16 protein-coding genes and 2 tRNA genes are annotated in these 20,922 nt (G+C 72.0%); 13 read left to right on the top strand and 5 right to left on the bottom strand.

From position 1 onward, the window contains the following. Window positions 1–291 precede the first annotated feature (291 nt). Window positions 292–873 carry a biotin transporter BioY gene (locus tag ACIF8T_RS01555; RefSeq protein ID WP_400029989.1) on the top strand — a complete coding sequence of 194 codons (582 nt, stop codon included), beginning with the start codon at window positions 292–294 and terminating at the stop codon, window positions 871–873. A gap of 465 nt (window positions 874–1,338) precedes the next feature. Here ACIF8T_RS01555 and ACIF8T_RS01560 read toward each other — a convergent pair whose 3' ends face one another. Then, on the bottom strand, window positions 1,339–2,841 hold the full coding sequence (locus ACIF8T_RS01560; protein ID WP_400029991.1) for an amino acid permease: 1,503 nt from the start codon (window positions 2,839–2,841) through the stop codon (window positions 1,339–1,341). 239 nt (window positions 2,842–3,080) lie between these two features. Here ACIF8T_RS01560 and ACIF8T_RS01565 point away from each other — a divergent pair, with 239 nt between their 5' ends. Both ACIF8T_RS01565 and ACIF8T_RS01570 read left to right on the top strand, forming a co-directional pair. After that, complete coding sequence (locus tag ACIF8T_RS01565; protein WP_400029993.1) at window positions 3,081–3,566, top strand: ribose-5-phosphate isomerase; 486 nt, start codon at window positions 3,081–3,083, stop codon at window positions 3,564–3,566. 84 nt (window positions 3,567–3,650) lie between these two features. Beyond that, entirely contained in the window at window positions 3,651–4,460 is an 810-nt protein-coding gene (locus ACIF8T_RS01570; protein ID WP_400029995.1) for an Fpg/Nei family DNA glycosylase, read from the top strand. Between the two features lie 25 nt (window positions 4,461–4,485). Here the strand turns inward: ACIF8T_RS01570 and ACIF8T_RS01575 are convergent, their stop codons facing one another. Further along, window positions 4,486–5,736: a GNAT family N-acetyltransferase gene (locus tag ACIF8T_RS01575; protein WP_400029997.1), complete on the bottom strand. Its 1,251-nt coding sequence runs from the start codon at window positions 5,734–5,736 to the stop codon at window positions 4,486–4,488. 196 nt (window positions 5,737–5,932) lie between these two features. On the opposite strand from ACIF8T_RS01575, the gene ACIF8T_RS01580 reads away from it, so the two are divergent. Both ACIF8T_RS01580 and ACIF8T_RS01585 read left to right on the top strand, forming a co-directional pair. After that, window positions 5,933–7,111 (top strand): PP2C family protein-serine/threonine phosphatase, encoded by a 1,179-nt coding sequence (locus ACIF8T_RS01580; RefSeq protein WP_400029999.1) that lies wholly within the window; start codon window positions 5,933–5,935, stop codon window positions 7,109–7,111. Window positions 7,112–7,142: 31 nt separating this feature from the next. Further along, complete coding sequence (locus ACIF8T_RS01585) at window positions 7,143–7,625, top strand: HD domain-containing protein (protein ID WP_400030001.1); 483 nt, start codon at window positions 7,143–7,145, stop codon at window positions 7,623–7,625. On the opposite strand, the gene ACIF8T_RS01590 is transcribed toward ACIF8T_RS01585, so the two are convergent. Beyond that, on the bottom strand, window positions 7,622–8,800 hold the full coding sequence (locus ACIF8T_RS01590; RefSeq protein ID WP_400030003.1) for an acyltransferase family protein: 1,179 nt from the start codon (window positions 8,798–8,800) through the stop codon (window positions 7,622–7,624). The two genes, ACIF8T_RS01585 and ACIF8T_RS01590, sit on opposite strands and share 4 nt — an antisense overlap. Window positions 8,801–9,423: 623 nt before the next feature. Here ACIF8T_RS01590 and ACIF8T_RS01595 point away from each other — a divergent pair. Then, window positions 9,424–9,618 carry a hypothetical protein gene (locus ACIF8T_RS01595; protein ID WP_400030005.1) on the top strand — a complete coding sequence of 65 codons (195 nt, stop codon included), beginning with the start codon at window positions 9,424–9,426 and terminating at the stop codon, window positions 9,616–9,618. A gap of 154 nt (window positions 9,619–9,772) precedes the next feature. Then, on the top strand, window positions 9,773–12,019 hold the full coding sequence (locus ACIF8T_RS01600; protein WP_400030006.1) for a serine/threonine-protein kinase: 2,247 nt from the start codon (window positions 9,773–9,775) through the stop codon (window positions 12,017–12,019). 86 nt (window positions 12,020–12,105) lie between these two features. On the opposite strand, the gene ACIF8T_RS01605 is transcribed toward ACIF8T_RS01600, so the two are convergent. Beyond that, window positions 12,106–12,176, bottom strand: a tRNA-Gly gene (locus tag ACIF8T_RS01605). 166 nt (window positions 12,177–12,342) lie between these two features. Here ACIF8T_RS01605 and ACIF8T_RS01610 point away from each other — a divergent pair. From ACIF8T_RS01610 to clpX, 5 genes are all read left to right on the top strand, one after another. Continuing rightward, window positions 12,343–12,419, top strand: a tRNA-Pro gene (locus ACIF8T_RS01610). Between the two features lie 170 nt (window positions 12,420–12,589). Then, a complete protein-coding gene (tig, locus tag ACIF8T_RS01615) occupies window positions 12,590–13,987 on the top strand; it encodes a trigger factor (RefSeq protein ID WP_400030007.1) in 1,398 nt (465 codons plus the stop codon). Window positions 13,988–14,198: 211 nt separating this feature from the next. Beyond that, window positions 14,199–14,804 carry an ATP-dependent Clp protease proteolytic subunit gene (locus tag ACIF8T_RS01620; RefSeq protein ID WP_031114129.1) on the top strand — a complete coding sequence of 202 codons (606 nt, stop codon included), beginning with the start codon at window positions 14,199–14,201 and terminating at the stop codon, window positions 14,802–14,804. A 111-nt stretch (window positions 14,805–14,915) separates the two neighbouring features. Further along, entirely contained in the window at window positions 14,916–15,596 is a 681-nt protein-coding gene (locus ACIF8T_RS01625; RefSeq protein ID WP_400030008.1) for an ATP-dependent Clp protease proteolytic subunit, read from the top strand. 183 nt (window positions 15,597–15,779) lie between these two features. Continuing rightward, window positions 15,780–17,066 (top strand): ATP-dependent Clp protease ATP-binding subunit ClpX, encoded by a 1,287-nt coding sequence (gene clpX, locus ACIF8T_RS01630; protein ID WP_400030009.1) that lies wholly within the window; start codon window positions 15,780–15,782, stop codon window positions 17,064–17,066. Window positions 17,067–17,128: 62 nt separating this feature from the next. Here the strand turns inward: clpX and ACIF8T_RS01635 are convergent, their stop codons facing one another. Continuing rightward, window positions 17,129–18,115 carry a hypothetical protein gene (locus tag ACIF8T_RS01635; RefSeq protein ID WP_400030010.1) on the bottom strand — a complete coding sequence of 329 codons (987 nt, stop codon included), beginning with the start codon at window positions 18,113–18,115 and terminating at the stop codon, window positions 17,129–17,131. 138 nt (window positions 18,116–18,253) lie between these two features. Between ACIF8T_RS01635 and ACIF8T_RS01640 the strand changes: the two genes are divergently transcribed. Further along, a complete protein-coding gene (locus ACIF8T_RS01640; RefSeq protein WP_400030012.1) occupies window positions 18,254–20,878 on the top strand; it encodes a valine--tRNA ligase in 2,625 nt (874 codons plus the stop codon). Window positions 20,879–20,922 lie beyond the last annotated feature (44 nt).

Genomic DNA, 20,922 nt, shown 5'->3' on the forward strand with positions numbered 1-20,922 from the left:
TGCGTCCGACGCTAGCAAAGCCGTCCGCCGCTGCCCAGCGGGCGACCGACGGGCGAGACGGCCGCCGGGCCTTTGGGGGAAACCTACAGAGGCCCGGAACACGGCCCGTGTAGCCGGAACCACCCCGGCGCAGTGACCGGCATCACGCCGTGCCGGGTGTAACCGCGCACCTTTGTCCGGAGCCCACCAAACCCGCGTTCGCCCCTTTGTCGACCACTGACGGTGATGGGCATGGACACGCTGGGATAGCGTCACCGTGTCCCAACCTGCCCTCGCCCCTGCGGAGTCCCCATGAGCACCGCTGCCGCCCCCGTCCGCACCGGCCAGGTCCTCGCCGACCTGCTCCCCTCCTCCCGCGTCCGCGACGTCGCGCTCGTGCTCGGCGGCGCCGTACTCACCGGCCTCGCCGCCCAGCTCTCCGTGCCCGTGCCGGGCTCCCCGGTCCCGGTGACCGGCCAGACCTTCGCCGCGCTGCTCGTCGGCACGACCCTCGGCGCGGGCCGCGGCTTCCTCTCCCTCGCGCTGTACGCGCTGGCCGGCATCGCGGGCGTGCCGTGGTTCGCGGCAGGCACCTCCGGCGCCGCCGCCCCGTCCTTCGGCTACATCCTCGGCATGATCCTCGCCGCCACCGTGGTGGGTGCCCTGGCCCGCCGCGGTGCCGACCGCTCGGTGTGGCGCACGGCGGGCGCGATGCTGCTCGGCGAGGCGATCATCTACGCCGTCGGCGTGCCCTACCTGGCGCTCGCCACCGGCATGTCCGCGACCGCCGCGATCGCGGCCGGTCTCACCCCGTTCCTGATCGGCGACGCCCTCAAGGCCGCCCTGGCGATGGGCGTGCTGCCCACCGCGTGGAAGTTCGCCGACAAGCGCTGAGGCGACGTCCGGGACCGCCGGTCCCGTGACGCGCTGGAAGGGGCCCGCCGGGCCGACGCGACGTCGGCCCGGCGGGCCTTTTCCCTGCCGTTCCGGCCTCCTCGGACGGCCCGCCGCCGGCCTCAGGCCCGCCGCCGGCCTCGGAGGTGACCGCCGCACAGCGGCCGCGCTCGCCGCACAGCGGCCGCGCCCGCCGCGACGGGCCCGGCACGGCCCGGCACGGCCCCGGCCGTGCCCGGCGCCCACGCGTCCCGCTCGACGCCGCCCCGGACCGGCTCGCCCCTCCCCGCCCGGGCTGGCTCGCCCCTCCCCGCCCTCCGCCACCGGCCCCGCTGTCCGCGGCCCCGGAGACGTACGGGCGGATCCGGATCCGAGGGGAGGGGCTCCGCGCTTCCGTGAGCACGCGCGAGGGGCCCGCGGCGCACGCGCGCCACGGGCCCCTCGGACGGCCGCTCCAGCCGCGGCTCAGCCGGCCGGGACCTCGTCGCGGGCCTCGGCGGCGTCCGCCGCCCGCGCCCCGCGGGCCTTCTGCCGCACGAAGGCGACGGCCAGCACGACCGCCGCGACGAGCAGCGACAGCAGCACGGTCTTGCGTCCGTCGTGCTCGGTGTCGGTGAGCATGTAGCCGAGGACGAAGACGATCAGCGCGGCCGTCGCCCAGGTCAGGTACGGGTACAGCCACATCCGCACGACCAGCTTCTCCGGCGCCTCCGCCTGGATGATCTTCCGCATCCGCAGCTGCGAGAAGCAGATCACCAGCCAGACGAACAGGGCCACCGCACCGCTGGAGTTGACCAGGAAGAGGAAGACGGTGTCCGGGAACTTGTAGTTGAAGAACACGGCGACGAAGCCGAAGACCACCGACGCGATGATGGCGGTCCGCGGCACGCCGCGGCCGGTGGTCCGGGCGAACGCCTTCGGCGCGTCCCCGCGCTCGCCGAGCGAGAAGGCCATGCGGGAGGCCGTGTAGAGCCCGGAGTTGAGGCAGGACAGCACCGAGGTCAGCACGATGAAGTTCATGATCTGACCGGCGTGCGCGATGCCGAGCGAGTCCAGGGCGGCGACGTACGAGCCCTTCTCGGCGATCTCCTCGCTGTCCCACGGCAGCAGGGACACCACGACGAGGATCGACCCGAGGTAGAAGACGGCGATGCGCCAGATGATGCTGTTGGTCGACTTGGTGACGGCGCGCTGCGGGTCCTCGGACTCGCCGGCGGCCAGGGTGGCGATCTCGCTGCCCATGAAGGAGAAGACGACGAGCAGTACACCGGTGAGGATGGCGCCGGGCCCGTTGGGCAGGAAGCCGCCGTGCTCGGTGAGGTTGGACAGGCCCGCCTGCTCGCTGTCGACACCGGGCAGCACGCCGAAGACGGCGAGCCCGCCGACGACGATGAACGCGCCGATGGCGACGACCTTGATCCCGGCGAACCAGAACTCGAACTCGCCGTAGGACCCGACGGAGACCAGGTTGGTGGCGGTCAGCACCACCATCACGATGAGCGCCCACGCCCACTGCGGGACGGCGGGGACCCACCCTTCGAGGATCACGGCGCCCGCGGTGGCCTCCACGGCCAGCACCACGACCCAGAAGAACCAGTACAGCCAGCCGATGGTGAACCCGGCCCAGGGGCCGAGCGCCCGGTCGGCGTGGGCGGAGAACGACCCGGACGTCGGGTTGGCGGCGGACATCTCACCGAGCATCCGCATCACCAGCACCACGAGGGTGCCGACGAGGGCGTACGACAGGAGGATGCCGGGTCCGGCGGTGGCGATGCCGGAGCTGGATCCGACGAAGAGACCGGCGCCGATGACGCCGCCGATGGCGATCATCGACAGATGACGGTTCTTGAGCCCGGCCTGGAGCCCGGAACCGTGCGCTCCGGGGGAGCCGGATCCCTGGGAGCCGCCGGGGTTGCCGGGGCCTCCCTGGCCGCCGGCGGCCGTCTTCGTTGTCGGCTGCGAGGTCATGGAACGGATTTCCTTTGCGCCGGGGGAGCTGTTTCCCGCACAGGGGTGGTGCGGGCCTCGTACGGACGGTGTACGAGCGGCGTACGAGCTGGACCAGTGAAACGGAGGTGGAGGAATTCTTGAACCTCTGAATCCAGATTGTTACTTGAGGTTTCCCTGAGGTTCTATGGCGGGCCTCACACTTTTCCGGTCCGGCACCCGGCGCGCATGCCCGGAAACACCCGTGTCACACTCGTCCCATGCGCGTGTATCTCGGCTCGGACCATGCCGGCTACGAACTGAAGAACCACCTCGTCGAGTGGCTGAAGGCGGCGGGTCACGACCCCGTCGACTGCGGCCCCCACATCTACGACGCCCAGGACGACTACCCGCCCTTCTGCCTCCGCGCGGCCGAGCGGACCGCCGCGGACCCCGAGTCCCTCGGCGTCGTGATCGGCGGCTCGGGCAACGGCGAGCAGATCGCCGCGAACAAGGTCAAGGGCGTCCGTGCGGCCCTCGCCTGGAGCGCGGAGACGGCCGAGCTCGGCCGCCAGCACAACAACGCCAACGTGGTCGCGGTCGGCGCGCGCATGCACACGCTCGACGAGGCGACGAAGTTCGTCGAGACGTTCCTGAACACCCCGTTCTCGGGTGACGAGCGCCACGTCCGCCGCATCGAGATGCTGGAGGGCTACGAGACGACGGGCGACCTGCCGCCGATCCCGGCGCACCACCCGCAGCAGTAGACCCGGTCGCCCCCTGCGCCCCGGGCGCAGGGGGCGGAGCCCCGGAAGCGGGCGGGCAGAGGGACCACAGAAGAGGAGCACCCCGTGCCGGAAGGGCACACGATCCACCGCCTGGCCCAGGACTACGCCGCCGCCTTCGCCACCGGCACCCCCCTCCGCGTCACCAGCCCCCAGGGCAAGTTCTCCGACGCCGCCGCCCTCCTGGACCGCACCCCCCTGCACACCACCGACGCCCACGGCAAGCACCTCTTCCTCGGCTTCGCCGCCTCCTGGATCCACATCCACCTGGGGCTGTTCGGCAAGGTGACCTTCGGCCCGGCCCCCGCGCCCCCGCCCACGGACACCGTCCGCCTCCGCCTCGCCGACGCCGCCTCGTACGTCGACCTGCGCGGCCCCGCCACCTGCGCCCTGATCACGGACCCCGAGAAGCAGGCGATACACGACCGCCTCGGCCCCGACCCCCTCCGCCCGGACGCCGACCCGCGGGCCGCCTACCGCAGGATCTCCCGCAGCCGCACGACGATCGCCGCCCTGCTCATGGACCAGAAGGTCATCGCGGGCGTGGGCAACGTCTACCGCGCCGAGGTCCTCTTCCGGCACGGCATCGACCCGTACCGCGCGGGCCGGGACATCACCCCCGCCGAATGGGACGCCCTCTGGGCGGACCTCGTGGCGCTCATGCGCGAGGGCGTCCGCACCAACCGCATCGACACCGTCCGCCCCGAGCACACCCCGGAGGCGATGGGCCGCCCGCCCCGCGTCGACGACCACGGCGGCGAGGTGTACGTGTACCGCAGGGCCCACCAGCCCTGCCACCTGTGCGGCGGCGGCATCCGCACCGCCGACCTCGCCGCCCGCAACCTCTTCTGGTGCCCGACCTGCCAGAAGGCCTGACCCGGCCCGCCGCGCGGCCCCGGCGTCAGAACCCGTACGGCAGCCAGGGCGCCACCGCGCTGCCGAACCCCACCGCGGCCTCGGCCAGCGCCCCCCGCCGCAGCTCCCGCACCCGCCCGGCCGCCGCCAGCGCCGCCAGGCTCACGCCCCCGAGGTACGCCGCCCCCAACTCCCGGACGGACAGCGCCAGGTCGGCCGGGTCGGTGGTCCGCGCACAGGACGCGCCCTTGGCGTCCCCGGTCAGCCGCCACCGCCCGGCGTTCCAGGGGCAGAAGGCGTCCTCCACCTCGAACACCACGTCCACCGGCGCCTGGTACGTCCGGGCCTCCAGCGCCGCCCCCACGTCCACGAGCCGGACGTACAGACCGTCCCGCACGTACGTCCGGCACCGCCGGATGTCGGACACCAGGTACTGCCACGCGTCGTCGACGGGCCGCCGCCGCACCACCAGGGTGCTCGTCAGGTCGAGGGCGAACAGGAACCGCCACAGCGCCGCGTCCGCCGCCGGGTCCAGCGCGGCGATGTCCTCCAGGATCACCGTGCCCTCGTGCCCGGCCGGTCCCCAGCTCGGCTTCACCCGGAACCGCGCGTACCCGGCCGTCGCGCCGCCGCGTTCGGCGACGACGCACTGCACCGGCGACGCCCCGTCCCGCCCGCCCTCGGGATCGAGCAGCGCGACCCGTTCCCACCCGGGCCGCCGCTCCAGCATCCCCGGCCGCGCGGGCACCAGCCGCGCGTACACCGCCTCGCACGCGTCGAGCACGTCGGCGGGCGCCGCGTACCGCACCCGTACGTCATCGGTGCCGTCCGGCACCGCCGGCCGTACCCGGTCGGTGTCGATCTCGGCGCTCAGCTGGAAGGTGGCGGCGCCGTACCCGAACCGGCCGTAGATCGCCGGCTCGGAGGCCGTCAGCACGGCCAGCGGCTCGCCCCAGGAGCGCACGTCGTCCAGCTGCCGCCGCATCATCGAGGTCAGCACCCCGCGCCGCCGGTGCGTGGCGGCCACGCCGACCATCGTGACGCCCGCGGCCGGCACCCGCGCACCGCCCGGCACCGTCACCCGGAACGTGAAGGCGCCCGCCGTCCCCACGCAGTCGTCCCCGTCCCAGACGCCGAGCGAACGGTCGTGCTCGGTCAGCGCGTTCCACAGCTCCCGTTCCTCGGCCGCCTCCGGCACCCCGCCGAAGGCCCGGAGCAGGGTGTCGTACCACCTGTCCCACTCGTCCTGCCGCAGCACCCGCAGCTCGGTCACCTGGTCGCTCGCGTCTGTGGCCATGGGCCATGCCTACCAGCGCGCCGCGCGACATGGCGAGGCAATTTCTCCCCGGCGGCTCCCCGGCGGCTCCCCGGCGGCTCCCGCCGGCCCCGCGCACCTCGTCGTCCGGTCCCGCCTGTGAAGTCCGTCCCCGGACGGGGGACAAGTGGGACCTCCCGTGCCAAGCGGCTGCTCCGCTGGATAGGGTCCCGAACTAATGGCAGCAGGACGAGAACGGCGCGCGGCGGCCGAGACGTTCACGGCCCGGTGGAAGAAGCAGTGGCACCGGGCCCGCGTCGGCATGCGCCGGGCCGCCGTCGACTACTTCCGCGGCGACGGCTCCGACTGGGTCGCCCTGGCGGGCCTGTTCCTGACCATCCCGCTCATCGCGGCCGCGACCCTCGCCAACTCGGTGTGGTTCTCCCCGGCCGCGCTGGTCCTGCCGATCGTCGCGGGCGGCCTGCTGCTGCGCCCGGCGAGCCTGCTCGGCCTGTACGCGGCGGCGGCCACCGCGCTCATCGTGGAGTCGGTGCGGCTCGGGCCGTACACCGAGGGCCCGTCCCGGGTCACCCCGGGCGTGGTCCTCGTCGTCGCCGCGTGCGGCTTCTTCGGCCTGCTGGTCGCCCAGTTCCGCAGCCGGGTCGGCGTGCCCTGGCGGCGCGGCGGCACCATGCTCTTCGACCTGCGCGAACGCATCCGGGTCCAGAGCAAGCTGCCGAAGCTGCCGGACGGCTGGCACCGGGAGATGGCCCTGCGGCCCGCCGGCGGCCAGTCCTTCTCGGGCGACTTCGTGGTCGCGGCCCGGACCAACGGCGGACGCACCCTGGAGGTCGTGCTCACGGACGTGTCGGGCAAGGGCATGGACGCCGGCTCGCGCGCCCTGCTGCTGTCCGGCGCCTTCGGCGGTCTGCTGGGCTCCCTGCCCCCGCACGCCTTCCTCCCCGCCGCCAACGGCTACCTCCTGCGCCAGGACTGGGAGGAGGGCTTCGCGACCTCCATCCACCTGGTGCTCGACCTGGACTCCGGCGACTATGAGCTCTACTCCGCCGGCCACCCGCCGGGCCTCCAGCTCAGCGCGGGCAGCGGCCGCTGGGAGGAGAAGGCGGCCGAGGGCCCGCTCCTCGGCGTGTACGACGGCGCCCAGTTCGACCCGGTGAAGGGCTCGCTGCGCCCCGGCGACGTGCTGATGCTGTTCACCGACGGCCTGGTGGAGACCGCCGAGCGCGACATCGTCGAGGGCATCGACCGCCTCACCGGCGAGGCCGACCGCTACGTGGCGGGCGGCTTCCACGGCGCCGCCTGGCACCTCATCGAGGCGGTCGCCAAGGACGTCAACGACGACCGGGCGCTGCTGCTCATCTGCCGGGAAGGCCCCACGGCCGCCGCGTCCCGCTGACCGCGCGCGGCCGGCGGGTCACACTGGGGGAGTGACCCCGACATCCCGAACCCCGCTGTCCCTGCCCGAGGTCGAGGCCCTGGCCCGCGCCGCGCACGCCGGCCGGACCGACAAGGCGGGGCGGCCGTACGCCGAGCACCTGCGCGCCGTGGCGGAGGGGGTCCGGGCCCGCGGCGGGGACGAGGAGCAGATCGCGGCGGCCTGGCTGCACGACGCCGTCGAGGACGCGGCGCTCTCCGAGCGGTGGCTGCGCGGGGCGGCGCTGAGCCGCCGTACGAAGGACATCGTCCTCGCGGTCACCAAGCGGGCCGGGGAACCGCCCGAGGCTTACGCGGCGCGCATCCTCGCCACGCCCGGCGCGCTGCTGGTGAAGGAGGCGGACCTGGCGCACAACGCCGACCCGGCGCGCCTCGCGGTCCTGGACGAGGCCACCCGGAAACGACTGACCGAGAAGTACGCGCGGATGCGCGCACTTCTCGGTCCGGGGGACGAGCCGGGGAGAGCCGGTGCCTAGACGCTGACCTTCTCGCGTTCCCGCCGCTCGGCGGTCTGCCGTTCGCGGGCCAGCTCCGCCGCGTCCCGCTTGAAGGCCCACTCCATCTTCGGCTCCATCGCGAACCGGAAGACCCGCTGGACGGGCTTGGTGCACAGCAGCGTCACGGCGACGGCCGCGAGGAGGGTGACGGCGACCTCGCCGGCCGGGTGGTGCAGGACCGGGTGCTCGAACCAGCCCCGGTAGTCGCCGGCCTTCACCAGGAAGCCGTGCAGCAGGTAGCCGTAGAGCGTGCCGGCGCCGAGCGCGGTGAACCACATGGCGCGGCGCGGCACCCAGGCGAAGAAGCAGGCGGTCAGCACCAGCGAGCAGCCGAACAGCGCGAGGACCATGACCGGCCCGGTCCACCAGGGCGCGCCCAGCTCCTGGGCGGCGTCGCGGTGGTAGAACCAGGCGGTGTTCATGCGCGGCACCGCCCACCAGCTGACGGCCAGCGCGACGGCGAACACCGGCACCGACGCGATCCGCACCGACCGCGTGCGCACCCGGTGGAAGTGCTCGGGCTTCATCGACAGACCCAGCACGAAGAACGGCAGGAACTGCAGCACCCGCTGGAGGTCCAGGTCGTCGCCGATCTCCGGCGCGGCGGAGGCCACCATGGCCAGGCCGAGCGCGATCGGCAGCGGGTGGCGCACCAGCTTCCAGACGGGCGTGGTCAGCCGCCAGATGAACAGGGCGCACAGGAACCAGGTGAGGTACCAGGGGTCGAGGAGGCTGATGTCCTGGTGGGGGTCGTCGGCGATGAGGCGCTTGAAGAGCGGGTAGGCGGTCTCGAAGACGACGTAGGGCACGGCGACGCCGGTGATCAGGCGCTTGAGCCGGTCGGGGCGCATGTCGAAACTGCGCGAGAAGAAGCCGGAGATGATGATGAACGCCGGCATGTGGAACGCGTACACGACCTGGTAGACGGCCTCGAGGATCCGGCTGTCGCCCTTGAGCGGCTCCCAGGCGTGGCCCATGGCCACCAGCACGATCGCCAGGTACTTGGCGTTGTCGAAGAACGCGTCGCGCTGCTTGCCGTTCTGCTTGTTCTGCGTGCTTTGCGGCGCACGCGGGCTCGGTACTCCGTCGGCCGGCGACTGTGCCGGGGGAAGTGGTGCTCTGCGGTGGCCGTACGGTCGCAGCGAGTTCGTCACAGGCCCTCCCGCCAGGAACGGGGGGAGGACATCCGGGACCTCGCTGCGCTTGCGGGGGACGAGGCAGCGTGGAACATCTGAGGCACCCTAGCGTCGTCTGCGGGTATTCGTAAAACGCCCGACGTCATTCCTGTGCTATTCGCTGCGGGTACCCCGTTTTCCGAGGAGTTGACAGGCGGGCCGACGTGACGGCCGACACACCGCCGGGGGTGCGGACGGTGTCCGGCGCACGCGCCCCGGTTGTCGTGATTCATCCGGACAAGCCGTGCATAAGACCAGCAGCCGACTCCGGTGGAATGTCCCGTTCCGCGCCGTTCGCGATCCTGCCTCCAGGTGTCCCGGCGTGTCCGGGACCGCAATTCGAATTCTCTGCGGACGCGTTGTGTGGAGGTGGAAACGATCCGGTCGAATTCCTTCGGGGAAGGTCTCTTCGAATTGCTGTGCGGAACACGACTGTTGCACACGCGCGCGTGGAGCCGCACGCGGGGCGCCGACACGACGACCCGGACGTTGCGTCAGCCGCCGCATAGGGCGGGCGCGTTGGTGGCACGATGGTTCTGGCGGGGTGCGCGGGATTGCGTCCCCGGGCCGGGAGAGCGGACCGACCGAGGGTGTGATCAGTTGTGGCCATTTCACTGTCTGTGGTGCTGCTGTTGGCGATCATCCTGATCGTGCTGATGAGAGGGGGGTCCCTCAAGGCGGGACCGGCGATCGTCGCGGTGCTCTTCGGCTTCTTCCTCGCCTCGACCGGCATGGCCCCGTCCATCAACCGGTTCCTCAACTCGATAGCGGAAACGATCAACTCGATCAGCTTCTGACCGGACCTCGCCGGCCCGCCGGCCACCCCCCGGTACACCGGCCCCCGGCACACCGGCCGCCCCCGGCGCACCGGGCGGTGCCCGGCCTCCCGCGGCGCCCGGATACGCTCGACCCCGTCCGGGGGACGGTGCGTGACGGGGGGAGCGTGCGGACATGGTGCTGCGCGAGTCGGATCCGGCGGAGGTCGGCGGTTACCGCGTCGAGGACCGCCTGGGCTCCGGCGGCATGGGCGTGGTCTACCTGGCCCGCTCCGCCTCCGGCCGCCGCCTGGCCCTGAAGATCGTGCACGGCCAGTACGCCGACGACGACGAGTTCCGCGCCCGCTTCCGCCGCGAGGTGGCCGCCGCCCGCCGGGTCAGCGGCGCCTTCACCGCTCCCGTCGTGGACGCGGACGCCGACGCGCCGCGCCCCTGGATGGCCACGCTCCACATCCCCGGCAAGAACCTCGGCACCCACGTCCGCGACCACGGACCGCTGCCCCCGCCCGCGCTGCGCGAACTGGCCGCCGGACTGGCCGAGGCGCTGCGCGACATCCACCGCGCCGGAGTCGTCCACAGAGATCTGAAGCCGGCCAACGTGATGCTCGCCGAGGACGGCCCCCGCGTCATCGACTTCGGCATCTCCCGCGCCGCCGAGTTCGCCGCCTCCGACGTCCTCACCCAGACCGGCCGGGTGATGGGCACCCCGCCCTTCATGTCCCCGGAGCAGTTCTCCGCCCCGCAGGACGTCGGCCCGGCCGCGGACGTCTTCTCCCTCGGCTCGGTCCTGACGTACGCCGCCACCGGACGCGGCCCCTTCGACAGCCCGAGCCCCTACGAGACGGCCGTCCGGGTCGTCGAGGGCGAGCCCGGCCTCGACGGCGTGCCCGACGCGCTGCTCCCCGTCGTGCGCCGCTGCCTGGAGAAGGACTCCACGTCCCGCCCCACCCCCGACGAGCTCCTCGCCCTGCTGCGCGACGGCCGCCCGCCCGGGTCCCGCCCGCGGCCCGCCGGGCCGGCCCGCCCGGTCGGGAGCACCCCGCCCGCCGCCGACACCCCGCCCGCCGCGGACACCCTGCCCGCCGCGGACGTCCCGTCTGTCGTGGACGCCCCGCCCGCGGGGGCCCCGGCCGCCCACCGCGGGCGCCGGTTCCTGCTCGCCGGAGCCGTGCTGACCGTCGTCCTCGCCACCGCGGCCGCCACCGTCTCCGTCCTGACCCGCGACGACACCCCCGGGCCGGCGGCGTCCTCGGCCCCGGCCGACCTGCCCGACGGCTGGCGGCCCTGGGCGGCCGGGGCGAAGGCCCCCGTCACCGTGGACGGCACCTACACCTCGGGCGGGGCCTTCGCCGGCTGCGCCGCCGTCGGCACCTCCCTGGTGTGCGCCGGCGCGGACCTCATGGCGACCCGCTTCGCCCTCGCCGACGGCCGCAACACCTGGTCCCGGCCCGTGGACCCCACCCCCGACGGCGCCTCCGGCGCGGAGGGCGCGGTCATCGGCACCCGCGCCGGCCACGTCTACGCCTACGAGGCCGAGGAGCCGAACACGAACGACACCGCGGTGACCCGTTACTCGGTCGTGGCCCTGGCCGCCGGCACCGGCAAGGAGCTGTGGCGGACCCGGACCGGCCACGGCGAATCGGCCACCGCCCCCGACAGCGAACAGGGACAGGCCGTCGCCGTGCCCGAGGGCGTCGTCACCGTCCACGGCGACCGGGGCGAGCAGTACGCCCTGCTGGACGCCGGGACCGGCGAGGTCCGCTGGCGGCGTCCCCTGCCGCGGTCGGCGGACGTCTGCCTGCTGCGCACCGCGCGCGAACGGGTCTACCTCGTCTGCGCGAACGACCTGGACCGGCGCGACGCGTCCCGCACCCGCGTCTCCGAGCTCGACACGGCCACCGGCAAGCCCCGCTGGACGGTCGTGGCCACGGGCGTCGTGGACCTGCTCGGCCGGGACGGGGACCGCCTGGTCCTCGCGGACGCGTACCACGCGGACCGGCGCCTGACCCTGATCGACGTCTCCACGCACGTGCTCACCGTCCTGCGCCTGGCCGAGGCGCAGCCCGAGGACGCCGACGCCCACCTGGCCGGCGGCACCGTCTTCCTCACCCGCGCGGGCGGCAGCGTCCGCGCGGTCTCGCCGCGGACCGGCCGGACCCTGTGGGAGACCAACTCCACGGTCGAGCAGCAGGGCCCGCCGACCGTATCCGGCGACCGGGTGTACTTCGCGTCCCCGAGCGGCCGTCTGGCCGCCCTCGACACCCGCACCGGCGAGGTCGAGGCCACCCGCCCCGGCCGCGACGACGGCCCGGGCGCCGCCGACCTCGTCACCACCGGCGCCCGGATCGTGGCGGTCGGCGACGCCCTGTACGTCCCCTACGGCACCCGCTCGGTCTACACGGTCGACGCGCGCGGCCTGTGACCCGGGCGGGGCGGCCCGCCGGCACCCGGAAAACGCCCCGGGCCCGGTTCCGCACGAGACGGAACCGGGCCCGGTGACCAGCACAGAGCGGGCGACGGGAATCGAACCCGCGTAGCCAGTTTGGAAGACTGGGGCTCTACCATTGAGCTACGCCCGCACACAGCGCGCCGCAGGTCGGACGACCGCGGCACAGAAGGCATCGTAGCGGGTCGCCCCCCGGTGCCGCACACCCCGTTCTCCGCCGCGGGTCCCGGCCGTGCGGGCGCCCGGGAATTGCGGCGGCCCCGCGGCCCGGCGGCATGTACCCTACGTCTCGCACCAGACGGGGTGTGGCGCAGCTTGGTAGCGCGTCCGCTTTGGGAGCGGAAGGCCGTGGGTTCAAATCCCGCCACCCCGACCAGCCACCTGATCACCTCGGGTGATCGCCTTTTGGGCCGTGTACCCGCTGCCGTTACTATGCAAGCTGCACGCCCGTGTGTCTCAGTGTCTGCAGTCCTCCGGGCGGCGAAATCCGCCGGGCCGCTCTGGCCCCGGCAGAACCCAAGCAGTCAGCCACAAGGAGACCGAACCGTGAAGAGCGCCGTGGAGACCCTGAACCCGACTCGGGTTCGGCTCACTGTCGAGGTGCCCTTCGAGGAGCTCAAGGACAGCCTCGACGCGGCGTACAAGAAGATCAACCAGCAGGTCACGGTGAAGGGCTTCCGCAAGGGCAAGGTCCCGGCCCGGGTCATCGACCAGCGGTTCGGCCGCGGTGCCGTGCTGGAGGAGGCCGTCAACGACGCGCTGCCGAAGTTCTACACCGAGGCGGTCAACGAGGCCGAGCTGAGCCCGCTGGGCCAGCCGGAGGTCGACATCACGGAGCTGAAGGACGGCGAGACGCTGAACTTCACCGCCGAGGTCGACATCCGCCCCGCCATCGAGATCCCGGACTACTCCGGCATCGAGGTCGAGGTCGACGCCGTCGAGGTCAGCGACGAGGACGTCGACAAGTCGGTCGAGCAGCTCCGCGAGCGCTTCGCGTCCACCTCCCCGGTGGAGCGCGCCGCCGAGGACGGCGACGTCGTCACCGTCGACCTGGAGGCCAAGGTCGACGGCGAGGTCCTCGAGGACGGCATCGCCAAGGACGTCTCCTACACCATCGGCTCCGGTGAGCTGCTGGAAGGCATCGACGACGCCGTGAAGGGCCTGTCCGCCGGCGAGGAGGCCACCTTCACCTCCGAGCTCAAGGGCGGCTCGGCGGCCGGCCGCGAGGCCGAGGTCACCGTCAAGGTCACCCAGGTCGCCAAGCGGGAACTGCCCGAGCTGGACGACGAGTTCGCGCAGCTCGCCTCCGAGTTCGACACGCTGGAGGAGCTGAAGGCCGACAGCCGCAAGCGCCTGGCGAACATGAAGCAGTACGACCAGGCCACGCAGGCCCAGGAGCGCGTCCTGGACAAGCTGCTCGAGCTGGTCGAGGTCCCGGTCCCCGAGAAGCTGCTCGAGGACGAGATCAACACCCGCAAGCACAACCTGGAGCACCACCAGCTCGGCCAGATGGGCCTCACCCTCGACAAGTACCTGGAGATCCAGGGCAAGACCGCCGAGGAGTTCGAGACCGAGACCCGCGAGGCCGCGATCAAGGGCATCAAGACCCAGTTCGTGCTCGACGAGCTCGTCAAGCAGGAGAAGCTCAACGTCAACCAGGAGGAGCTCACCGAGCACCTCATGCGGCGCGCCGCCTCCTCCGGCATGTCCCCCGACCAGTTCGCCCAGGCGGTCGTCGAGGGCGGCCAGGTGCCGCTCCTGGTCGGCGAGGTCGCCCGCGGCAAGGCGCTGGCCGCGGTGGTCGAGAAGGCCACGGTGAAGGACACCAACGGCGAGATCGTCGACCTGGACGACGAGGACGAGGACGAGGCCGCCGAGGCCCCGGCCGCGGACACCGAGTCCGGCGAGGCCGCCGAGGCCGCCGAGGAGAAGAACGAGGGCTGAGCCGCAGGCTCATCGTGACGCGAGACGGGCTCCGGGTAGATGTCTGACCCGGGGCCCGTCGTCGTCCCGACCGGCGCTACGCCCCCGGCGAACAGCCCCCGCTACGGGATTCTCCGGAGGGACCCCCGCGTTAGGGTCCATGAATACGCAGAACAACGTGAGACGGCCCGGCGCCGTCGCAAGACGAGCAGGTGGATACGTGACGAATCTGATGCCCTCCGCCGCCGGCGAGCCCTCCATCGGTGGTGGCCTCGGCGACCAGGTCTACAACCGGCTGCTCAACGAGCGGATCATCTTCCTCGGCCAGCCGGTCGACGACGACATCGCGAACAAGATCACCGCACAGCTTCTGCTCCTTGCCTCCGACCCGGACAAGGACATCTACCTGTACATCAACAGCCCCGGCGGTTCCATCACGGCCGGTATGGCGATCTACGACACCATGCAGTACATCAAGAACGACGTGGTGACCATCGCCATGGGCCTGGCCGCCTCCATGGGCCAGTTCCTGCTCAGCGCGGGCACCCCCGGCAAGCGCTTCGCGCTGCCGAACGCCGAGATCCTGATCCACCAGCCCTCCGCCGGCCTGGCCGGCTCGGCCTCGGACATCAAGATCCACGCCGAGCGGCTGCTGCACACCAAGAAGCGCATGGCCGAGCTCACCGCCCAGCACACGGGCCAGACGGTCGAGCAGATCACCCGCGACTCGGACCGCGACCGCTGGTTCGACGCCTTCGAGGCCAAGGAGTACGGCCTCATCGACGACGTGATCGCCACGGCCGCCGGCATGCCGGGCGGCGGCGGCACCGGGGCCTGAGACGCCCCCACGGGGCCTGTGCGGCCCCGTGGGGCCCTGTGAGTCCCTCCGGGGGCCCAGCGGGCCCCCGACAGCCCCAGCCGACCGCCTCAGCCTCTTTCAGGAGACACTGTGAACGACTTCCCCGGCAACGGCCTCTACGACCGCGCGCGCGCCCAGTACACCGGCCCCGCGGCCGAGTCCCGCTATGTCATCCCGCGCTTCGTCGAGCGCACCTCCCAGGGCATCCGCGAGTACGACCCGTACGCGAAGCTCTTCGAGGAGCGCGTGATCTTCCTCGGCGTCCAGATCGACGACGCCTCCGCCAACGACGTCATGGCGCAGCTGCTGTGCCTGGAGTCGATGGACCCCGACCGGGACATCTCGATCTACATCAACAGCCCCGGCGGCTCCTTCACGGCGCTCACGGCCATCTACGACACGATGCAGTACGTGAAGCCGGACATCCAGACGGTCTGCATGGGCCAGGCGGCCTCCGCCGCCGCCGTCCTGCTGGCCGCCGGCACGCCGGGCAAGCGCATGGCGCTGCCGAACGCCCGCGTGCTGATCCACCAGCCCTACAGCGAGACCGGCCGCGGCCAGGTCTCCGACCTGGAGATCGCCGCCAACGAGATCCTTCGGATGCGCTCGCAGCTGGAGGAGATGCTGGCCAAGCACTCCACCCAGACGATCGAGAAGATCCGCGAGGACATCGAGCGCGACAAGATCCTCACCGCCGAGGACGCGCTGCAGTACGGCCTGATCGACCAGATCATCACCACCCGCAAGATGGACAACGCCACTCTGCGGTAACCCGGGGTACAGGAGTATTGTCGGCCGCCCCTTGGCAGGGCGCGGCACGGTCCACGTCGAAGCGAACCGTGCCAAGGGGGGCCCGAACGGGGGGCCCGGCAAGGTACCGTCGGACATAAGGCAGCACCAGGAGCCGCTGGACGTTGACGTCCAGGCGTCTCCCAGGCGAAGGGGAAGCACACCGTGGCACGCATCGGTGACGGCGGCGATCTGCTCAAGTGCTCGTTCTGCGGCAAGAGCCAGAAGCAGGTCAAGAAGCTCATCGCAGGGCCCGGTGTGTACATCTGCGACGAGTGCATCGACCTCTGCAACGAGATCATCGAGGAAGAACTCGCGGAGACGAGCGAGGTCCGCTGGGAGGAGCTCCCGAAGCCCCGCGAGATCTACGAGTTCCTCGAGGGCTACGTGGTCGGCCAGGAGGCCGCCAAGAAGGCCCTGTCGGTCGCGGTGTACAACCACTACAAGCGGGTCCAGGCCGGCGAGAACGGCGGCGCCCAAAGCCGCGACGACGCCATCGAGTTGGCGAAGTCCAACATCCTGCTGCTGGGCCCCACGGGCTCCGGCAAGACCCTCCTCGCGCAGACCCTCGCGCGCATGCTGAACGTCCCGTTCGCCATCGCCGACGCCACCGCGCTCACCGAGGCGGGGTACGTCGGCGAGGACGTCGAGAACATCCTCCTGAAGCTGATCCAGGCGGCGGACTACGACGTCAAGAAGGCCGAGACCGGGATCATCTACATCGACGAGATCGACAAGGTCGCGCGGAAGAGTGAAAACCCGTCGATCACGCGCGACGTGAGCGGCGAGGGCGTCCAGCAGGCGCTGCTCAAGATCCTGGAGGGCACCACGGCCTCCGTCCCGCCGCAGGGCGGGCGCAAGCACCCCCACCAGGAGTTCATCCAGATCGACACGACGAACGTCCTGTTCATCGTGGGCGGTGCCTTCGCGGGCCTGGAGAAGATCATCGAGGCCCGGGCGGGTGCCAAGGGCATCGGCTTCGGCGCGCAGATCCGCTCCAAGCGGGAGATGGAGTCCAAGGACCAGTTCGAGGAGGTCATGCCGGAGGACCTGGTCAAGTTCGGCATGATCCCCGAGTTCATCGGCCGTCTCCCCGTCATCACCTCGGTCCACAACCTGGACCGCGAGGCCCTGCTGAAGATCCTGATCGAGCCGCGCAACGCGCTGGTGAAGCAGTACCAGCGCCTGTTCGAACTCGACGGCGTGGAGCTGGACTTCGAGCGCGAGGCCCTGGAGGCCATCGCCGACCAGGCGATCCTCCGCCAGACCGGCGCCCGCGGCCTGCGCGCCATCATGGAGGAGGTCCTCCAGGGCGTGATGTACGAGGTCCCGTCCCGCAAGGACGTCGCCCGCGTCGTCATCACCGCCGACGTCGTCCTGTCCAACGTCAACCCGACCCTGATCCCGCGCGACGCGCGGGGCCGGGGGCCGGGGGAGCAGAAGACGGCGTGACCCGCACGTGACAGGGGCCCCGGTCGACCGACCGGGGCCCCTTCGTCATCGCCGCCTCCGCGTCAGGACTTGACGCGGACCTGCTCGCGCAGCTTGCCGGTGATGTCGACCGCGGCGTCCTTGGGCACGCCCGTGCCGCTGTTGTCACCGGGCGACACCATGGCGACCGTGCTGTAGTCGGCCCACGCGCAGAACCAGTCGGTCGACTGCTTCTTGGTCAGCCCGTTGGTGCTCCTGGTCGACTGGCACTTGGCGACCGCGCCGTCGATCTCGACCTCCTCCGGGTCGCCGACCAGCTCCGCGTTCTGCATGCCGCCGGTGTCGCCGGTCGAGCTCTCCTTGATCTCCTTCTGGATGGAGGCGAAGAACTTGTCCAGGACCGCCTGCGGGTCGTCGATCTTCCCGTAACCGCCCACCATGGTGATGCCCTTGGCGGTCAGCAGCTCCGACTGGTCGGGGAGCGTGGAGGGGTCCTGCGGGTCGTAGCCGCTGAAGTCGGCGGTCGACCACTGCCCGACGACGGCCGTGCCGTCCTTCACGCCGCTCTTGGCCATGTCCTCGGCGGTGTCGGTGTCGCTGGACTTGTTGCCCTCGCCGACCCGCTTGTACTCCGTGAGCACCGTCGCCGGCGTCGACAGCTTGTGGGCGCCGTCGTCCTCCAGACCGCCGCCCGCGCCGCTGCTGCCCAGCACGAAGTACGCGCCGACGCCGATCGCCGCCACGACCGCCACCGCGCCGATGATCAGCCCGGTCTTCTTGCCGCCGCCCGCCGCCGGGGGCTGGGGCACGCCGTACGGAGGCTGGCCGTAGGGGGGCTGGCCGTACGGGGGCTGCTGCGGCGGGACGCCCTGCGGGGGCTGCTGCGGGTAGCCGTAGCCCGGCTGGCCCTGCTGCGGGTGGCCGTAGCCGGGCTGGGCGGGGGGTGCCTGCTGGGGGTAGCCGTAGCCGGGCTGCGGAGCCTGCGGCGGCTGGCCGTAGGGTCCCGGCTGGCCGTACGGCCCGGGCTGCTGGGGCTGCCCGCCGTACGGGCCCGGCTGGTTGTAGCTCATTCCTGGGTTCCCCTCCAGATGCTTGCCTGTTCCGGACATCCTGGCGCAGACACAGCGTGTCCATGGCATCGGGGGGCCGCACCGTTACAAAGGAAACGCGTTTCGGGACGGGGCCGTGACACCTCTAAACTGACCCCCGTGACCGAGAACACTCAGCAGCCGCAGACAGCGCCCACGACCGAACTGCCGACCCAGTACACGCCGGCCGAGGTAGAGGGGAAGCTGTACGAGCGCTGGGTAGAACGGGGTTACTTCGAGGCGGACGCCAAGAGCGACAAGCCGCCGTACACCGTCGTCATCCCGCCGCCGAACGTCACCGGCTCGCTCCACCTGGGGCACGCCTTCGAGCACACCCTCATCGACGCCCTCACGCGCCGCAAGCGCATGCAGGGCTACGAGACGCTGTGGCAGCCCGGCATGGACCACGCCGGCATCGCCACGCAGAACGTCGTCGAGCGGGAGCTCGGCAAGGAGGGCAAGTCCCGCCACGACCTGGGCCGCGAGGCGTTCGTCGAGCGGGTCTGGCAGTGGAAGGCCGAGTCCGGCGGGCAGATCTCCGGGCAGATGCGCCGCCTCGGCGACGGCGTCGCCTGGTCGCGCGAGCGCTTCACGATGGACGAGGGCCTGTCCCAGGCCGTCCAGACCATCTTCAAGCGGCTCTACGACGACGAGCTGATCTACCGCGCCGAGCGCATCATCAACTGGTGTCCGCGCTGCCTGACCGCCATCTCCGACATCGAGGTGGAGTACCAGGACGACGACGGCGAGCTCGTCTCCATCCGGTACGGCGAGGGCGACGACTCCATCGTCGTCGCCACCACCCGCGCCGAGACGATGCTGGGCGACACCGCCGTCGCCGTCCACCCGGACGACGAGCGCTACCGCCACCTCGTCGGCCGGGAGATCGAGCTGCCGCTGACCGGCCGCCGCATCCCGGTCGTCGCCGACGCGCACGTCGACCCCGAGTTCGGCACGGGTGCCGTCAAGGTCACCCCCGCGCACGACCCGAACGACTTCGAGATCGGCCAGCGCCACGACCTCCCGGCCCTGACGATCATGGACGAGCACGCGGTCATCACCGCCCACGGCCCCTTCCAGGGCCTGGACCGGCTGGAGGCCCGCTCCGCCATCGTCGCCGCGCTGCGCGCCGAGGGCCGGATCGTCGCCGAGAAGCGGCCCTACCTCCACTCCGTCGGCCACTGCTCGCGCTGCAAGACCACCATCGAGCCGCGCCTGTCCATGCAGTGGTGGGTCAAGGTCGGCCCGCTCGCCAAGGCCGCCGGCGACGCGGTCCGCGACGGCAAGGTCAAGATCCACCCGCAGGAGATGGAGAAGCGGTACTTCGACTGGGTCGACAACCTCCACGACTGGTGCATCTCGCGCCAGCTGTGGTGGGGCCACCGCATCCCCGTCTGGTACGGCCCGGACGGCGAGGTCGTCTGCGTCGGCCCCGACGAGCAGCCGCCGTCCGGCGAGGGCTGGCGCCAGGACTCCGACGTCCTGGACACCTGGTTCTCCTCCGGCCTGTGGCCGTTCTCCACGCTGGGCTGGCCCGAGCAGACCGAGTCGCTCGCGAAGTTCTACCCGAACTCCGTCCTCGTCACCGGCTACGACATCCTCTTCTTCTGGGTCGCCCGGATGATGATGTTCGGCCTGTACGCGATGGACGGCACCCCGCCGTTCCACACCATCGCCCTGCACGGCATGGTCCGTGACCAGAACGGCAAGAAGATGTCCAAGTCCTTCGGGAACGTCGTCAACCCGCTGGACTGGATGGACAAGTACGGCTCCGACGCGCTCCGGTTCACCCTGGCGCGCGGCGCCAACCCGGGCGTCGACGTCCCGATCGGCGAGGACTGGGTCCAGGGCTCGCGCAACTTCGCCAACAAGGTCTGGAACGCCACCCGCTTCGCGCTGATGAACGGCGCCACGGTGGCCGGCCCGCTGCCGGACGCGTCGCGGATGTCGCCCACCGACCGGTGGATCCTCTCCCGCCTGAACTCGGTGGTCGCCGAGGTCGACGCGTTCTACGAGGACTACCAGTTCGCGAAGCTGTCCGACGCCCTGTTCCACTTCGCCTGGGACGAGGTCTTCGACTGGTACGTCGAGCTGTCCAAGACCACCTTCCAGGAGGGCGGCGAGGCCGCCGAGGTCAGCAAGCGGGTCCTGGGCGAGGTCCTCGACGTCACCCTGCGCCTGCTCCACCCCGTCGTCCCGTTCGTCACGGAGACCCTGTGGACCACGCTGACCGGCGGCGAGTCCGTGGTCATCGCCGAGTGGCCGGCCGACAGCGGCTTCCGCGACGCGGAGGCCGAGCGGGAGATCGAGACCCTCCAGTCGCTGATCACCGAGGTCCGCCGCTTCCGCGCCGACCAGGGCCTCCAGCCCGGCCAGCGGGTCCCGGCCCGGCTGGCGCTGGAGGGCACCGCCCTGGCGAAGCACGAGGCGGCCATCCGCCAGCTGCTGCGCCTGCAGCCGGAGGGCGAGTCCTTCACGGCGACGGCGACGCTGCCGGCGGCGGGCGTCGAGGTGGCGCTGGACCTGTCCGGCGCGATCGACGTCGCGGCCGAGCGCAAGCGCCTGGCCAAGGACCTCGCCGCCGCCGAGAAGGAGAAGGCGCAGGCCACCGCCAAGCTGGGCAACGAGGCGTTCCTCGCCAAGGCGCCCGAGCCGGTCGTGGAGAAGATCCGCACCCGCCTGGCCAAGGCGGAGGAGGACATCGCCCGGATCCAGGCGCAGCTGGAGAGGCTGCCGCAGGCGTAGCCGCCTCCCGCGCACGCGCGCAGGCCCCCGGTGCCCTCCCGGCA

Source organism: Streptomyces sp. NPDC085946, assembly GCF_044540485.1.
Taxonomy (GTDB): domain Bacteria; phylum Actinomycetota; class Actinomycetes; order Streptomycetales; family Streptomycetaceae; genus Streptomyces.

What these genes read in the sequence shown, in the direction of transcription:
- ACIF8T_RS01580 (WP_400029999.1), top strand. Translation starts at nt 5,933, where the DNA reads ATGGCAGCAGGACGAGAACGGCGCGCGGCGGCCGAGACGTTCACGGCC.
- ACIF8T_RS01635 (WP_400030010.1), bottom strand. Translation starts at nt 18,115, where the DNA reads ATGAGCTACAACCAGCCGGGCCCGTACGGCGGGCAGCCCCAGCAGCCC.
- ACIF8T_RS01560 (WP_400029991.1), bottom strand. Translation starts at nt 2,841, where the DNA reads ATGACCTCGCAGCCGACAACGAAGACGGCCGCCGGCGGCCAGGGAGGC.
- ACIF8T_RS01620 (WP_031114129.1), top strand. Translation starts at nt 14,199, where the DNA reads ATGCCCTCCGCCGCCGGCGAGCCCTCCATCGGTGGTGGCCTCGGCGAC.
- ACIF8T_RS01565 (WP_400029993.1), top strand. Translation starts at nt 3,081, where the DNA reads ATGCGCGTGTATCTCGGCTCGGACCATGCCGGCTACGAACTGAAGAAC.
- ACIF8T_RS01555 (WP_400029989.1), top strand. Translation starts at nt 292, where the DNA reads ATGAGCACCGCTGCCGCCCCCGTCCGCACCGGCCAGGTCCTCGCCGAC.
- ACIF8T_RS01600 (WP_400030006.1), top strand. Translation starts at nt 9,773, where the DNA reads ATGGTGCTGCGCGAGTCGGATCCGGCGGAGGTCGGCGGTTACCGCGTC.
- ACIF8T_RS01575 (WP_400029997.1), bottom strand. Translation starts at nt 5,736, where the DNA reads ATGGCCACAGACGCGAGCGACCAGGTGACCGAGCTGCGGGTGCTGCGG.